Annotated in this window: 10 protein-coding genes; 4 read left to right on the top strand and 6 right to left on the bottom strand. The window is 44.6% G+C overall.

Annotation, left to right across the window (positions count from 1 at the left end; all coding sequences use genetic code 11):
- The 6 genes from B3Z75_RS10140 to B3Z75_RS10115 all read right to left on the bottom strand — a co-directional run.
- Positions 1 to 259, bottom strand: a 259-nt coding sequence (locus tag B3Z75_RS10140; protein WP_294071137.1) for a hypothetical protein, incomplete at its 3' end; no start/stop codon positions are given.
- Between the two features lie 75 nt (positions 260 to 334).
- Positions 335 to 2,323, bottom strand: coding sequence for a RagB/SusD family nutrient uptake outer membrane protein (locus B3Z75_RS10135; RefSeq protein WP_286845589.1), 1,989 nt, complete (start codon positions 2,321 to 2,323; stop codon positions 335 to 337).
- A 13-nt stretch (positions 2,324 to 2,336) separates the two neighbouring features.
- Positions 2,337 to 5,492: a SusC/RagA family TonB-linked outer membrane protein gene (locus B3Z75_RS10130; protein WP_286849167.1), complete on the bottom strand. Its 3,156-nt coding sequence runs from the start codon at positions 5,490 to 5,492 to the stop codon at positions 2,337 to 2,339.
- Positions 5,493 to 5,524: 32 nt separating this feature from the next.
- Complete coding sequence (locus B3Z75_RS10125) at positions 5,525 to 6,733, bottom strand: Ig-like domain-containing protein (protein WP_294071129.1); 1,209 nt, start codon at positions 6,731 to 6,733, stop codon at positions 5,525 to 5,527.
- Positions 6,734 to 6,835: 102 nt separating this feature from the next.
- A complete protein-coding gene (locus B3Z75_RS10120; protein ID WP_286845594.1) occupies positions 6,836 to 9,013 on the bottom strand; it encodes a glycoside hydrolase family 2 protein in 2,178 nt (725 codons plus the stop codon).
- Positions 9,014 to 9,029: 16 nt separating this feature from the next.
- Complete coding sequence (locus tag B3Z75_RS10115; protein WP_286844606.1) at positions 9,030 to 10,169, bottom strand: glycoside hydrolase family 88/105 protein; 1,140 nt, start codon at positions 10,167 to 10,169, stop codon at positions 9,030 to 9,032.
- A 195-nt stretch (positions 10,170 to 10,364) separates the two neighbouring features.
- On the opposite strand from B3Z75_RS10115, the gene B3Z75_RS10110 reads away from it, so the two are divergent.
- The 4 genes from B3Z75_RS10110 to B3Z75_RS10090 all read left to right on the top strand — a co-directional run bounded on the left by B3Z75_RS10110 (position 10,365) and on the right by B3Z75_RS10090 (position 16,785).
- Complete coding sequence (locus B3Z75_RS10110) at positions 10,365 to 14,498, top strand: hybrid sensor histidine kinase/response regulator transcription factor (RefSeq protein WP_294071123.1); 4,134 nt, start codon at positions 10,365 to 10,367, stop codon at positions 14,496 to 14,498.
- 851 nt (positions 14,499 to 15,349) lie between these two features.
- Entirely contained in the window at positions 15,350 to 15,502 is a 153-nt protein-coding gene (locus tag B3Z75_RS10105) for a hypothetical protein (protein WP_286844602.1), read from the top strand.
- A gap of 318 nt (positions 15,503 to 15,820) precedes the next feature.
- Positions 15,821 to 16,192, top strand: coding sequence for a transposase (locus tag B3Z75_RS10095; protein WP_286844597.1), 372 nt, complete (start codon positions 15,821 to 15,823; stop codon positions 16,190 to 16,192).
- A 362-nt stretch (positions 16,193 to 16,554) separates the two neighbouring features.
- Positions 16,555 to 16,785: a helix-turn-helix domain-containing protein gene (locus tag B3Z75_RS10090; RefSeq protein ID WP_294071115.1), complete on the top strand. Its 231-nt coding sequence runs from the start codon at positions 16,555 to 16,557 to the stop codon at positions 16,783 to 16,785.
- Positions 16,786 to 16,945: the final 160 nt, after the last annotated feature.

The raw sequence follows: 16,945 nt of genomic DNA, 5'->3' as shown, positions 1-16,945 counted from the left end.
CCTTGCACCATGAACCGGCGGTGCCTTCAACAACGGCTGTGATTGAGGTGTAGATGGTTTCTTCGATATCTGTTTCGTAGAAAACCTTCTGCTTTCCCGCAGTGTGGGCGAACTCAATGGTTGACATTGAGCTGTCGGCCAGCCGGAGAAACTTCTCGCCAACATCAACGGGCTTGTCTTCGGGATTATCGTCGCTGCACCCAAGAAATGAGAACAAGAACGTGACTAAAAGACAATATTTCATCCATAATTGTATCATAATAATAAACGTTTGAAAAGGAGTTGCCCGAGCAACCCCTTTTATATGATTTTATAAATTATTGCATTTTACTGCTTACCACAGCGGGTTCTGTACGAGTAAACGGCTCTTCTGTATCTCGTTGTAGGGTACTGGGTAGAACAACATGGCTCTTCTCCAGGCTCTGTTCTCAATTACTGTTCTTTCGTAATAGCTTCCGGGACCGTAATTGTTGAGATAGCTTTCGAACCTCCCGGCGCTATCCCATTTCGCGGCAGGCACATTCATATTCATTCCGGTGAATACCAGCTGCTGATCGGGACCATCGGATATATCGGCAGTCATCCACCTCCTGATATCGAAGTAGCGGTTCCCTTCGGCAAATAGTTCCACACGGCGCTCTTTCTGAATAGCTTCACGCTGAAGTTCACGGTTGCCAATAATATCTTTTTTACCCTCTTCTGCAAGCTGCCTGTACCCGGGTATCCCAGCGCGCTCCCTTACTTTGTCGAGGTAGTCGATTATAAGCGGGTTGTTTGGATCGATCTCGTTCAACACCTCTGCATAGTAGAGATAAAAATCGGCGAGTCTGAACAGTATCCAGGGGCGCCCCCACTGTTTTAGGTTGGTGCCCTGGTTGAGCAGATTCCTGTTTTTGAACTTGTTCAGCATGTATCCCGTGCGGGGATTCTCCTGTGATGTATTGTCTGCACCACCGCCACGGCTGAAGAACACCCGGTAATTGTTGCCCAGCTTGTTTGTGGTGACATCCTGGTACCAGCTTCTTCCCTCGTAGATGACCGACTGGTAGAAGCGGGGTTCCCTGTTTGCATACATGTTGCTTATATGCTCATCGTATTTCTCTTCCTTCACATTCATGCGGGTGTAGTTTCTCACCTTTGAAAAACCAGCGGAGGTGTAACCTGAGTTGGGATCGGTGATTTCAAGCCCGTTTGCCATGAAGAACGCATCTACACCTTCCTGGAACAGCCCCACGTTGCCAAAGCTGCCGGTGGCAACATCACGGGGTGTGGTGCGAGGTTCCATATCGAGTGTTACATGGCGGAAGTTGTTTACCCCGGTGGCCCACAATATCTCATCGGTGAAATCCTGATACAGCCGGTATATGGACTCGTGAGGGTTGATCTCGCCATTGTCGTCTCTGATTACATGCAATGAGTAGCCTTTCGATTCAACATAGCTCAGCAGTGCCTCCAAATGTTTCCTGGCTGTTACCCACTTGGCGGGGTCGTAGTCGGGAAACAGGCGGGTACCGTCGTTATTGGTGACGGAGAGAGCTTCCTGGAATCCACCGTTGAAAAGAGGAGATGCAGCATATACCCACAGCCTGGCACGAAGAGCCAGTGCTGCCGTTTTTGTGGGACGTGCAATCTGATCAAGCACATATCTGTTGGTTGGGTTGCTGTCAGATTGGTTACGGAAGTTTGATTCAGGCAGATTGCCTGAGTTAATCACCTCCTCAAGTAGCATATCGATGTAGTTTATCAGTTCATCGAGCGGCGCCCGTGCGTAGTCGATACCGGGATCGGTGGGATCGGCCAGCTCATCTGCTATGGGGACGGGCCCGTAGAGCTCGAAGAGCTGGAAGTAGCTGTAGGCAATGAAATACTTCACCTCTTCTTTCATCCTGTTCATCTCGGTCTGGCTGATATATGTAGCATCAGCAGGGTTGCCCATCGATTCGGGTGCCATAGCCAAAAATATCTGTCCCTGGCGGATCACCTTATAGAGCGACCACCATTTGTGGAATTGCGCACTCTCGGCATTGAATCCCGAGGTCATTGCCGATAAACCGGGACCGCGGGCGGTGGTGACATCTCCCGACAGAATACTCCATATCCCCTTAAAACCGTCAGTAGCGTACAGCCCCATTTCAGAGTAGTTGGGAATGCACTGGTATACCTCTGCATACCATTGCTTGGTGTAGTTAGGATTCTTGAAAACTTCCTCTATGGTAACATTTTCTGCCAGTTCCTTGTCCACATCCAGGTACTCACACCCACCTAAAGCAAAGATAAGGGCAAGAGATATGAATAGTTTATGTATTAGTTTTATATCTTTCATAATCAATTATATATTAAAAAGTGAATTCCATGCCAAATGTCCAGGTCCCCGCTAGCGGATACCTTGCCCCTGAATTGGCTCCGCCAAGTTCGGGATCCCAGTATTTTATTTTATCCCACACATGCAGGTTCATCCCCTGTATGAACAGCCTTATCCTGTCTGCCATAACCCTTTGAGCTGCTTTTTTATCCATGAGGTATGAGAACTCAACATTCTTTAGTCTCAGGAACGAAGCATCCTTGTACCACCATGTGCTTGGTTCAAGGTTGTGATCGAAACGGGCCTCGTGCACCCTGGGATGCAGCACATCCTGGTTGTAGGGATCGGCGGCACTCCATCTGTCCAGCGCCTCTAGCCTTGCAGAGTTATTGTCCACCCCGTTATGAAACGGTATGAAATTCGATGTTTTAGTCAGCAGGTTGGCCGAGGTGCGCCCTACACCCTGAAAAAATATTCCTGCCGAGAAGTTCTGGTAATCGGCATTCAGCCCGAAACCGTATACCATCTGAGGAACGGAAGGATACATACCGTTGAGATAGGTTCTGTCCATGGAGTCGATAATTCCGTCGCCATTAAGGTCGCGGTATTTTATATCGCCCGGCGATACATTAGCCGCCGGTTTGGGCATATTCTCCTTGAGCACGTAACTGTAGCCGCCGTTGTGACGGTCCAAAATATCGAAATCGTCGTTGGTATAGAGCCCGTCTGCTATGAACAGTCGTGGCTGATTTATGGGGCGGCCGCTGGCATTCATATAATCATACATCTGTGGAATCTCATCTCTTTCCAGCACTTTGTTCTGTGCAAGTGTCATATTTCCTCGAGCGGTGATGTTAAGTTTACCGAAATTCTGCTTCAGTATCAACGCACTCTCGAACCCCTTGCTTTCGGTCTTACCAAAATTCTGGTATGGGTTTTGTCTGAACCCTGTGGCAGACGGGATGGTGACACGCTGCATAAGGATATCCTTTCTGGTATTTTGAAAATAATCGAAAGCAATGTCTATACGCCCACGGAGGAACCCGAAATCGACCCCGGCGTTGAACTTCGACTCCGTCTCCCAGGTCAGGTTGGGAGCCGCAAAAAGATACTCCACCCAGCTGCTTCCGGAGCCGTTGGAGGGGCCGCCGCCATCACCAAGGTTGATTCCATAGCTGTAGCTGTCGCCTCTCTGCAGCTGTTCCCTGTAGGTAAACCTGTTGCCCCCCACCACATCGTTGCCTGCAATACCATATGATACTCTTAATTTCATTTTGCTAAGGATATCATGATACTTTGTCATGAAATCTTCGTGAGAGACATACCATGCTCCCCCGACAGAGGGGAAGACACCCCACCTGTTCCCTTCCATAAAGTTTTCACTTCCGGTAGCACCGAAGCTCGCTTCAAGCATATACCTGGAGTCGTACTCATAAGCTACACGTCCAACAATATTCTGCTTCCTGTAGGGCAGCAGGTTTATCCCGCTCCCGATCTGTGTCTGCCTCTCTTTCTGATTGAAGAGCAGCAGTCCCGTTACGTTATGATTGTTGAACAGGCGGTTGTAGTTCAATGATGCTTCAAGGTAAATCTTCTTTGAACCGCTGTTAGTTATTGAGGCGGGGTCGCTGAGGTTGCTCCCTTCGCTGATAATATTCTTTATCAGGTTGCCGCTTTCTTCGCGGCCTATGGCGTTGTAGGTCTTGGCACTCTTGGTTCTCTTCATTCCCGAGCTAAAGTCGGAGTCGAAGCTAATGATACCCTTAGCATACAGCCCTTTGGTGATAAAGTCGAGTCGCTGCTCAATGGCAAGCCTGCTCTGCATCTGACTGTTCCAGGTACGCTGGTATCCCGAATGGTTGAGTAGGTTGTATGGATTATAGCGGTCCCACGCGGCAAGCTTATGATCTGATGCCGTTCCATCTGAGTAGTACATTGGTATATGATGCACCGGGAAAAGTGTAAGAGCGCTGAAGATCGCATCTGAGCTATTTCCAGGGTTATTCCTTTCCATATACTGACCGCTGATATCAAGTGACAGCTGTGTAGTTTCAGTGACTTTGAGATCGATATTAGACCGGATATTGTACCTGTTCAATCCGATATTGGCATCATACTCCTCAATGGGATTGGAGTTGAAAATACCCGATTCGGAAAAGTAGGCACCCGAGACAAAGAATTTTGCCCTCTCGTTGCCACCTCTCAGGTTGATTGTTATTCTTTGATTATTGGTCCGGTCCCTCAGTAGGTCCATCCAGTTTACCGAAGGATATAGGTCGGGGTCGGCACATGTCTTGAACATCTGCAGCACCTCCTTTGAGTAGATACCTTCATAATCTTCGAACTTGCCGGGGTTACCCGCGCTGTTCCACAGGCCCTCGTTGTACATTGAAAGGTAATCGTAAGAGTTAAGCAGCTGAGGCATCCGCTGAGGAGTAACTACTCCGTATTGTGCATTTACATTGATCCGGGTTTTCTGGGCGGCACCACGCTTGGTGGTAATAAGTATAACACCGTTGGCACCCTCTGCACCGTACACAGCTGTTGCCGCAGCATCTTTGAGGATGCTAAACTGCTCAATCTCGTCCACATCGATATCACTCATTGAGCGAGGTATACCGTCGACCAGGATGAGCGGGTTGTTGCCACCGGCGAATGAGCTTACGCCACGAATCCAGAAGCTGGCGTCGTCGTTGCCCGGCTCACCGCTGCGCTGTACAGCGATTATACCGGCCACCTGTCCCGCAATATTTGTTGTAAGGTTCCTGTTGGGAAAGCTCAACTCCTTGCTTGTCACAGAGCTGATGGATGACACCACGCTCTCTTTGCGCTGCTGCCCATATCCGATAACCACCACCTCTTCGAGATCGACATCGGTTTCGTCCATCTCAATGTTGATGATGTTGGCAGAGCCATCTATAATCCTCTCAACAGAGTTGTAACCTATATAGCGGACCTCAAGTGTGTTGCCAACAGGAACATTAATAAGGTAATTCCCGTCAACATCACTTACGGTGCCGGTCACTGTGTTCTTTATCATGATGGTTGCACCGATAATAGGTTCCGATGTGTACCTATCGGTGATTTTGCCCGTTACCTTTACACTGTTCTCCTGTCCTGTTGCCGGGAGTGAGAAAACAAAGGCACATAGGAACACCAATAAAGTGGAAATGTATATTTTTTTGTTCATATTATAATCTGTTTTATTCTATTCCTGTGAAATTATTTGCCAAAATCGGGATCTCTGCTCTCATCATACCCGATTTTAAGATCCGACACCTGCATTGTGTTGCCGGCACTCTTGTCCCAGTCGACAGGTACAATCCTTATATACCTCTTGGTATATGTGTTATTGAGGAGTATGGTAGCATCAACATTCGCTGCACCATCGATTTTGGCACCAGGGACAATTATACCCTCTTCCAACGGGTAGAAGTCCGTACCGTTATCACTTCCCAGTAGGTCGAATTCCCATATTCGCAAGCGTGCAAATGTGTTTGTGGAGCGGTGCCTGAGGAAAATCTGATTGAATTTCAGCGTCTGCTTCATATCTACAGGTATGAATATGTCGCCAACAGTTGCTCCCGGAGCCATGGCTCTTCCAGGCTTGCTCATGCTGATGAAAGAAGCCTGCCATACGCTGCCCTCATCGATCAGCAGATTCCAGTCGTTACCGTAAGCACCATCGGCATTGAGAGGATATTTAATGAGTCCCGGCTCATAATCGAATTCAAAAGACCTGCGCTCTTCAAGGTACCATGTAAAGACAGGCGCCAGCACTTTGACCGTCATCTCAGCCTTTACATTGCTCCCATCGGTGCTCATTATTGAGATTGTGACAACACCTCCGCTGACCGCCCTGATAAGTCCGTTCGGTTCAACATAGGCAATGTCGGAATTTGAAGATGCAAAAACGACATCTTTTATCAATGCATTATCCGGATAAACAGTAAAGTAGGATGGTTTGATCTGAAATTCTGCTGATTCGTTCACATTAATCCGAATCTCCTCTATGCTTGGGTCAAGCTCAATCTTCTGGACCCGGACCTGCCCGGTTACCCTTACCACACAGCTTCCCATGACCGTGTACTCCTTACTGCCGTCTGTTGCTGGCGATGAGGCAGAAATGATCAGCCTGGCTGTTCCGTTTTTCATGCCTGTTATTACCCCTTCACTGTTTACCTCGAAAATAGAGGGGTCGCTGCTCGAGAAAGTGACCTGGTTGTAATTGTTAGCGGTAGTCCCCTCTCTTGGAAATAGTTTATATTCCACCTTTAACGTCTCTGTTGACTTTACATTCAGCTCATTTTCTGAAGCGTTGGTGACAAAAATACCACCGTTATCCACACCCTCCACAACCTCACTGCTGTCGCAGCTTGCCATGAAAGAGAGTGAAAAGGCGATAAGTACGAAAAAAATTAAATGTTTCATTTGCATACATTTTCTAAAGTTAAATTATTCATTATAAAGTATTTGCATTTTCCTGATGTGTAATCATTTATCAGAGTATTCAAAACTGCATGTCACGTATTATTACAACCCGATATGTTCACCTCCCCTTTCTTTAGGTTTGTTATCATTCTGGTTGTTACCATTTTTTCTGTTTTCAGCTGAATAGTACCATATTATTTTATCGGTATACTCTTTGCCATCTTTCATTGCTCTTGCTTCAATTATATTTTCGCCTTCCTTTAGCTGAACTTTATTGAATATGTAATGGACGGAGGTGGTGCCAATAGACCAGTCTGATATCTCCTCACCGTTTAGTGTTAATTCAGGCGTGCCGATATTGGAATAGACAGTCACGGTGGTAATCTCGTTCTCACGGATGGCTGCCCTTCGTTGCGTGAGATATAAGACCGGCTCTCTGCTCCAGTTGGCCTTGTACCAGTAAAAAGGATCTTTTTTTACTTTCCTGTCGAATGTGACCAGCCCTTTCATGTTGCGTGAGTAGACACCACCCTGTGCCGACATGGGGGTGGCAAAGTCGAACATATTCCAGATGTATGATGCCAGCAGGTAGGGGTGTCTGGCAATCACACCCCACTGTATCTCATGGAATTTTGTCCCCCAGGTCTCATTATATTTTCTGTTGAACCCGCAGCAGTCGCCGATCTCACCAACATCCTCTTTCTGGTGTTCGATATTGGCCTCTCCGCCATATTCCGAAAATATCACTTTATGATGCGGATACTCCCTTTCTATTTTTTCTGCCCACTCTTCAATATCACTTATTTTGCCACCGTACCAGCCGAAATAGTGGTTAATACCCTGTATGTCGGCATTATTGTTCGCGGTGGCATTGATGTTGTTGTAGCCGCTGACCGACACTGTGTAGCGGCCGGGATCTTCACTTTTTGCCAGGTCGTGCAACATCTCCGTAAGCGGGATAGTCTGTTCGAACGGCGAATAAACCTCGTTATGCAATCCCCAGATAAAGATGCTGGGGTGGTTGTAGTTTTGCCGTATCAGCTCCTTCATCTGCTGCATGGCATTCTCGGTTTCGTGAGTGGTTACTTCATTTACAAAGGGTATCTCCGCCCAGACCAGCAGTCCAATGCTGTCGCATTTTGAGTAGACATATTCCGCCTGCTGGTAATGGGCCAGCCGCACAGTTGTTGCCCCTATCTCTTTTATCAGTGCCAGGTCGGCATCATGCTCCCTGGTAGTTAATGCGCTGCCTTTGTCCAACCAGTCCTGATGCCTGCAGACTCCGTACATAGGATACTTTTTCCCGTTCAGATAGAAACCATCGCCCTGCCGGAACTCGAAGGACCGGAATCCGACCGGCTGCACCACCTCGTCAACAACCTCACCGTCAACTATCAGCTGGGTTACCGACTTGTACAAATAGGGATCCTCAACCCCCTGCCAGAGCCTGGGGCTTTCGACCTTTAACCTCTGTGTGACAAGCTGGCGACCCTGTGGCGAAGCGTTAAATTTTTTCATCTTTTTTACTTTGAGCCTGTTGGCTGAGTCGTAGATTTCGTTGACCAACTCGATCTCCTTGTGGGCGGTAGTTTTGTTCTCGATTTTTACTGTGATACAGGCATCTGCGCTTTCGCGGGAAACATTCTCCTGACTGATATATATACCTGGCGATGCATAATCAGTTACGGCAATATTCACCTTGCCGGTAGTGATAATCTGAATATCGCGGTAGATACCCCCGTAAACGCCGAAGAGTACGTTGTTTACCGGGATCACGTCGGCACGAGGCTCGTTGCTTACCTTTACAATAATTTCGTTCTCTCCTTCAAAGCTTAACAAGCGGGTTATCTCTGTAACAAAGGCTGAGTAAGCACCTTTGTGGCGCCCCGAAAACTGATTGTTTACATATACCTCGGCTACCGTGCCTACACCTTCGAACCTGAGGAAGACCCGTTTCTCTTTCATGCTGATATCCGGGGTGAAGCTCTTCCTGTACAAGGCGTCACCTGTATAGAACCGGCTTTGCGGATTCCTGAATTCAGTGATGTTGGCACTGTTCTGTTGCATGTCAACTGCATTCCAAGTGTGCGGAATAGATACTTCCTGCCAATGCCCCAAGGTTGGGTCCTGGATAAGCGACAGGCTGTTACCTGATAACGGCCCTTTTTTAAACACCCACCCATCGTTAAAGCAGGCAACCTCCCTGCCAAAGAGCATCGATCCACTAATCAGAAAGAGATAGAGGAGAAGTATATGTCTGTTACGTGAATAAAACCACATACTGTGTCTGGTAATGTTAAAAGTTTTTCATTTTAAATATTTCCGATCCAGCCATAAGGAAAGCGCCAACTCCATAGTCAGACGTCATCTCCCTCGTCACCTTCTTTGGATCGGCACCGATAGGCTGTACCCAACATAATTTCCCGTCCTCTTCAACTGACGCCAGAAGCGAGTTCCAGGCACATTCAAGCGGTTCCAGGTATTGCTGTTCATCAAGTATACCGCTATTTATCCCATATGCCAGGGCATAGGCTATAAGCGAGGTAGCACTTGTCTCCGGCGAGGGGTAGCTTTCCGGGTCGAGCAGGCTGGCATGCCAGTATCCCTCTTCGTGCTGAAGCTCTACAAGCCTGCTGGCCATTGCCTTGAACAGTCCGGTATAGAATTGCCGTTCCGGGTAGTCACCGGGCATGTTTTTCAGGAGATTGGCAATTCCCGCTATTACCCACCCGTTACCTCTGCCCCAGAAGATCTTCTCACCGTTCACCTCCCTCTTGCCAAGATAGCTGTCGTCTCTGTAGAAAAGACTTTCTTCCCTGTCGAAGAGATGATTATATGTAGCCCGGTAGCTCCTGTCCATAAAATTGATATATGACGTATCGTTTTCAAGTAATCCCATTGAGAGGTAGGCGGGTGGCGCCATAAAAAGAGCATCGCACCACGTCCATGTCTGTTTGTTACGGTGCGACATATCTCTGTCGGGAGATCCGCTGACAATATCTTTGAGCCTTTTTTTTGTTGACTCAATCATTAGTGGTTCCCGGTATTTTTTATACATTTCAAAATAAAACTGAGCTATACATAACTCATCTGCATGGTATATTCCATATCGCGGGTAGGAGATGAAATTTGCCGGAATCTGCCAGCTGCTCTCCTTACCCACCTCGTTATAAAGCCAGTTGTAATATTGTTCTCCCTTGCCGGAGAGTGAGGCCCAGTGTGTAAGCCCCAGATAAAATACGCTGTTGCCCCATGCTCCAATCCCGTAATCGTGCAGGTTGCCCGATGTTTCATAGCTGAAGTTGTCTATTTGCCAGTCAGCTACCCTGTTCAGTGCTTCGGCCACCTCTGCTTTATTGTTGAGAGAGTAACAATTATTTTTTTTCAGGCAGGAGGTGCATATAAAAAACGGGATCAAAAGATAAAAAACCTTCATCGCGAGTTATTTGTATTTCACCGGCAAATGTATGCAGTAGAGTGGGTTCTCATTTGCTCTTTTCGTCAGAAGTTTTGCTGGAAATGACTTTCCACAGCACTCTTTATCCTTTCATTGTACGAGAATGGTAGTTTTTTCTAACTTTGCTATTTGATAAGCTGTTGTAAGTCGATTTTATCTTTTTTATTACTGATCATGAGAATTGTACTGATGTTTTTCTTGTTGATGTTGTACAATGCATTTATCTGTGAAGGGGCTGATTTAAAATTCCACACCCTCTCGCCTAAAGATGGATTGAGCTTTGACGGTGTTATCGACATTAAACAGGATGGTCATGGATTTATTTGGATACTGCTGGATAATAACCTGTTCCGTTTCGATGGGTATAGTTACAAATCGTACAAGGCCAATTTTGTAAACGGTAAAGATACCACAAATTATTATTTCAACAATATGGCCGTAAACAGTGAGGGTAGATTGCATGTGGCCACATCGAAGGGGATATATCGTTTTGACAGCCGTTCAGACAATTTTGCACCACTATATAACTTCCTGCCGAACAATATTTTTATCGACAGCCGCGATATTATCTGGTTTACTGATCAGAACGGGCCGGCCTACCTTGATGATGAGCTCAACGCGGTTTATCCTTCTTTCAAAGAGAGAAAGTTGCCTATTGGCAGACGGCTTTTCAGCGAAGAAGGAAATGGATTGTACCTATCATCCTCTTTTGGGCAGATCTATCGTTATAACCGGGTAAGCGATGAGATTGAAAGCTGCTTCAACATTAACTCCGAGTTGGGGCACGATCATATAGTGGGTATTGAGATAAACGATGATGAGATGTGGATCCTTAGCAGTGCTTTCGAGCTATTCAGGATAGACCTGCAGACCTACCGGATAAACTATCGGTATAAATATACACAGGAAGAGGGGCTAAGGATCAGATGCCTCTATGTCCACGACGATGAGTCGGTATGGGTCGGCACAATGAATGGGCTATATGTTTTCACTCCTCATAGCAAGGAGATGAAAATATACCGGCACCGAGGTGATGACCTGTTCAGTATTCCTAACAGCTCTGTGTGGACTATAGTGAAAGACAACAACAGTAATATATGGCTGGGCACCTATATGGGGTCGGTTGCTTATGTTAATCCCGGTGAACAGAAGATTTTCGATACTTTTCTTGTCTCTTCGGATGGGCTGAATAAGGCACCCGTAAGCGGTTTTGAATTTGCCGGGGAGGATAAGCTGTGGATATCAACTGAAGGTGGCGGCATAAATATTTACGACATAAAAGAGTGTCGTTTCTACTATCTGGATCATATAGATAAGGAGAACAGCTTGTCGAGCAGCAATACCAAGGCAATGGTGAAAGACAGTAACGGGAACATGTGGATATCGACCTTTAGAGGCGGGCTGAACTGTTATGACCCTGATAAACGGAGGTTTATTCACTATCTTAATGATGGGGAGAAGGTGAGTGGGCCCTTATCAAACAATATTAGAAAAATTATTCTTGAGCCGGACTCCGGGCTCTGGGTTGTTTACCAGGAGCATTCTGCTACCATATCGTTTTTCTCTTTTCAGGAGAGGTCTTTCTCTCATTTCACGCCTGAAAAGCCGCAGGATATGAGAAGGGATTACATATATGATATTTGCCGGGGTAGGGACAAGAAAATATGGTTTGTCACCTCCCACTTTCTTTACCGGATGAATATTGAGACGAAAAGGTTTAAAGAGTACCCTATTCCTTCGGAAAACGGTTCATCGGCATCAGCAATCTGTTCTGATGATTACGGCAACCTCTGGATCGGCATGTCGGGGAACGAGGTGATACGGTTTAATCCCGAAGAGGAGATTTTTTTCTCATTTTCTGATATCATGAATAGCCATATCGCGGAGACCTATTCAATAATCTATAGCAATAATGCCCTGTGGCTGGGAACGAACGATGGTTTGTTCCTTTTTGATGTTGGGGCACGCCACTGTTCAGCCTTTAAAGAGGCCGATGGCACCCAGGGAGATATCTATTACCCGCTGGCGACAATGAAAGATAGCAAGGGGATACTCTATTTTGGTGGTACGAGAGGCTTTACCATGGTCAATCCGAAAAAAATAAGCAGTAATCCGGCAAAGCCTAAGGTCATATTCTGTGATTTCTATATCGATAACGAGGTTGTTTCACCTGATCTCTACCATAAGGAGCCGCGCTCACCGGACAATCCCCCGGAGATTGTGCTTAATTACAGGCAACTGAATTTCGGGTTTGAGGTCTCTTCCGACAACTATCTTACACCTGGCAAGAACCAGTTCAGGTACAGACTGAGGAATTTTGATGACCGTTGGTCAGTGAATGATGCACAAAACAGGTTGATACAATATACAAGCATGCCTCCGGGGACCTATTTTTTTGAAGTGCAGGCAGCCAACAACGATGGTGTATGGGGCGCTGTCTCAACAGTAAAAATTGTCCGCAAAAAAGCGCCATGGGCAAGTATGGCAGCCATAGCCTTATATTTTGGTGCCATTGTTATTATAATATTCTATTTTGTAAAAGCTTACAGAAACCGAAAACAGCTGGAGCTTCAGTTACAGATAGACCGGCTTGAGAAGGAGAAGAAAGAGGAGATTCACAAAGAGCAGTTGCAGTTCTTCACTAATATCTCGCACGACCTGAAAACGCCTCTCTCTCTGATTATGGCTACTACCAACCGAATGAAAGAAGAGGGAATGAAAGAGTATTACTATAATATACTTAACAGCAATTCGGAGCGACTGATGCGGTTGCTGAACGATATTCTTATGTTCAGGAAGGTGCAGAGCAATACAATAGAGTTGAAGGTAGGCCTTGGTGACCTGAACAAATTTATCCGCGACATTGCTTCAGAATTCAGCGAGTATGCCCTGAACAAGGAAATTGAGTTTATTGTCGAAGCTGACGAGAAGGAGCTGGAGAGTGTGCCTTTTGATCGGAAGGTGATGGAGAAGATTATTATGAACCTGCTTGACAATGCATTCAAATATACCGGAATGAAAGGGAGAATACGGCTAATTGCTTGCAGGGGCGGCTTCCGGTCGGTCTATAAGGACTCATACTGTATTGAGTCACCTGATTATTCGAAACTGTCCAGTGCGGATTATAATCCTCCGGTGCAAAGCGGTCCCGATGTAAAGGCCGGCCCGCAATATGGCAAAAACACCTTTCAGATTGTGCTGAGCGATACTGGTGCGGGTATTTCGAAAGAGTCGATAGATAAGGTCTTTGACCGTTACTATCGCGTGGAGACACTGGATAAGAAAAAACATCTTGGGGCGGGTATCGGACTGGCATTAGTTAAAAACCTAGTCATGATACATCGTGGAAGTATTGCAATTTATAGTCAGCGGGGTGTAGGTACCGATTTTGTCCTTAGCTTTTTGGCAAGCTACTCTTCCTGTAAGCCGGGGGAGATAGAAGAAAAAAATGTTGCTCATGCCGGGGTACCGGCGACCGTCGCTTCAGAAATGGATGAGGGGTTGCTGAATGAGAGTCAGCACCATTATCCGGCTGATGGAGATGTGAAACGGATATTGATTGTTGAGGATAACACCGACTTCAGGATGATCATCAAGTCATCTCTCGAGGAGCTCTACCATGTGGTTGATTTTGCTGATGGCAGGGAGGCACTTGAGTTTCTTGATAAAGAGAGCGTAGATATGATTGTCAGTGATATCATGATGCCCAACCTAGATGGTGTCGCTTTTTGCAAAATCATTAAAGAAAATATAGAAACCTCGCATATTCCCTTTATCATGCTCACGGCTAAGACTGGAACGGACAGCATGATTGAAGGAACTGAGTCGGGAGCCGACAGATACCTGGAAAAGCCCATAAATCTCACACTATTAAAGACAACCATCTCGAATGTGTTTGAGGGTCAGAAGAAGTTAAGGGATTATTACGCGAACAACTATTTTGCCAATATATCGGATATCTCTGCCAATAATGAGGACAAGCTGTTTTTGCGGACTATTGCCCAAATAATTGACAGGTACATCGATCAGTCTGATTTCGATGTAAACACCATTGCCGGGGAAATGATGATGAGTCGCAGCAAGCTCTATTCAAAGCTGAAGTCGCTTACCGGAAAATCTATTGTTGAGTTTGTCCTGCACTACCGTTTGCGCAAGGCAGCTTTACTGCTTAGTGAGAAAAACTGTTCTGTTCAGGAGGCGATGTATGCCGTGGGTATTGAGAGCCCGTCGTATTTCACAAATGTTTTTAAAAAGGAGTTTGGCGTTCCACCTTCGAAGTTCGCTACAAGCTATAAGAAAAGAAATTAGGGTTGAAAAATGCAAATTTATGAGATTTTCGTACAATTTTTGTATATTGGCATAGGTTTATTTGTATCTTTGCCTGAGAGATAAATCGCTGGGTGTGAATCTGAAAATTAAAAATATAACCTTAGTCCACAACTCTTTACAGGGTGTTAAATTTCGGATAATATCATAGGCCAATGGAAGTGTGATGAAATATTCCAAGTCTATTTCTTTGTTCTTCTTCAGATAATCGTTTACAAACTTAATTGTTGAAATTAAACCCTCCAAAAATGTGTCTTCATAAAAGTGAGGGATAACTATTTTTTTAAATCCGGATGAAGTCCTCTGTTAACTTTGTTGTTCTCATCTCATTTGATTATAAGTTAAAAAACAAAGTTAAATAAATTATCATTGTGTTACAAATAAATTGACTAAATTGAACTTAGGTTAGATAGCTAGTCAAGAATGATTTAACCAAGATAAATAATGAAATTGCTATTGCGGTAAGGTGTTTAACAAAAAAGTCTGTCGCCGAAAATATTGAACACCCATACTCTTTAGTTATTACAATTGAAGAGTATGATAATATTGGTTTAGAAGAGATTTTATATGATGAAATAAGTGCAATAAATGAGGTAAAAGCAGTGGCTGTTTTAGATACTACACTGGATAAATAGTTACTATGTTTGCAGATGGGATGCAAAACAACAATGCAGGATGTCGCTCATTGGAGGCTTCGCGCCTCCAGTCGCTCAGGCTGACCTCCGCGGTGTTTTTCATGGTTTGAGATAATAAATCGGTGCATAAATAATTGGATATTATATTTGTAACGACCAAGAAACAGATATTAATATTTCAACTAAATATGCACCACTATGCAAAAGAATAAAATTAGTTTCAAAGGGCAAAAGATTTTCATCGGGATTGATGTCCACAAGACAACATGGGTTGTTGCAATCCTTACAGAATCCGGCTTTTTGAAAAAGTATCCTCAAAAAGAATCGGCAAAAGAGCTCTTTGATTTTTAAAAAAACATTATCCTGAAGGCGAGTATCATGCCGTATATGAGTCTGGTTTCACTGGTTTCTCAACTTATTATGCATTGACAGATCTCGGCATCGATTGTATTGTAATACATGTGGCCGATATACCTACCACGCAATATCAGGAAATGATGAAAACCGATAGTATTGATGCAGTCAAATTAGCCAGAGTATTACGGAAAGGAGATCTTAGACCTGCTGATACGCCAAGTAGAAATAAACCGTCAATCACTATTAGAAGCTACTAGAGCAATACGCCAATTAAGTCAAGCAGATAGATATAAATCAGGTTTTGATTTGTTAATGAGCATCCCAGGAATCGGGATTCAGGTTTCCATGTGCATTTTGACTGAAATCTACAATATTAATCGATTTCACAATGAAAGAGAATTTGCACATTATCTCGGATTAATCCCTACTTGCCATAATAGTGGGGACAAGAAATCAAATGAAGGAAAAACTTTTCGCGGCAATAAGCAACTTGACCCAATGATAGTTGAAGCTTCATGGAAAGCCACTCGTAATGATATTGGACTGGGAATGGCATTTAGCTCTTATTTAAAGCGAATGAAACCGCAAGAAGCTATCATAAGAATTGCGAGAAAACTATCAAATATTATATATTCGGTTTTAAAGAATGAGAGGCCATATCAACCTTACTGTTGGGATAAATAAAACAAGATAAAGATTATTAGACAACCTCATAAAACGACTCCTTTGTGGACACTTGATGAGTTTATAAAACTTCATCTTGCACTAGTTTGTTGCGTTTTGCCTATATTCTGAAGAAGTAAATTGTTACGCAGGTTAGCCTGTTTTAACTCATAGAAGTTTGTCTAATAGGCATACCGGACAACAATCTTTTTAAATATAATCCTATGCAATTACGATATAACAGTACTGCAATAGTTAACCACAATTATCCTGTTATGAACTATGGTAGTTCAAAAGGTATGGACTTCGATAGAGTATTGATTTACCCAACAGAATGATTTATAAAATGGTTAATAAATTGAGATTCCTTAGCTATAACGACTTTGTCTAAACATTACGTTGCAATCACTAGAGCGAAACAAAGTGTTGCTATAATTTACGATTATAAAGAAAATGATAATGTAGAAGGGATCGAGAAATTAACAGGTGTAAATCAGGGACAATTGAGCCACTATGTTACAGGTAGAAGAAAACCTAGCAAAAAAACAGTAGATAAAATTAAAAGGGAATTACATCACTTTGCTGACGAAATCTCTCAAATAGAATTTGTTTAGTAAAAACTTTTAACCGCCGCAGGAAATTACTTGTGGCGGTTTTTTTATGATATTATATTTACCTGGTCGTAGCCATGACCGCTGTTTGTACTGCCAATCAATTGCGAATCCCAGATGAAAGTGGCTGTTGCAGACTCTTCTGTAACCTTCCCTATTTGTG

Origin of the sequence: Proteiniphilum sp. UBA1028 (assembly GCF_002316955.1) — a bacterium.
Classification (GTDB): Bacteria; Bacteroidota; Bacteroidia; order Bacteroidales; family Dysgonomonadaceae; genus Proteiniphilum.
Note: the sequence above shows the minus strand (reverse complement) of the source record. Positions and strands in the feature narration are given on the sequence as shown.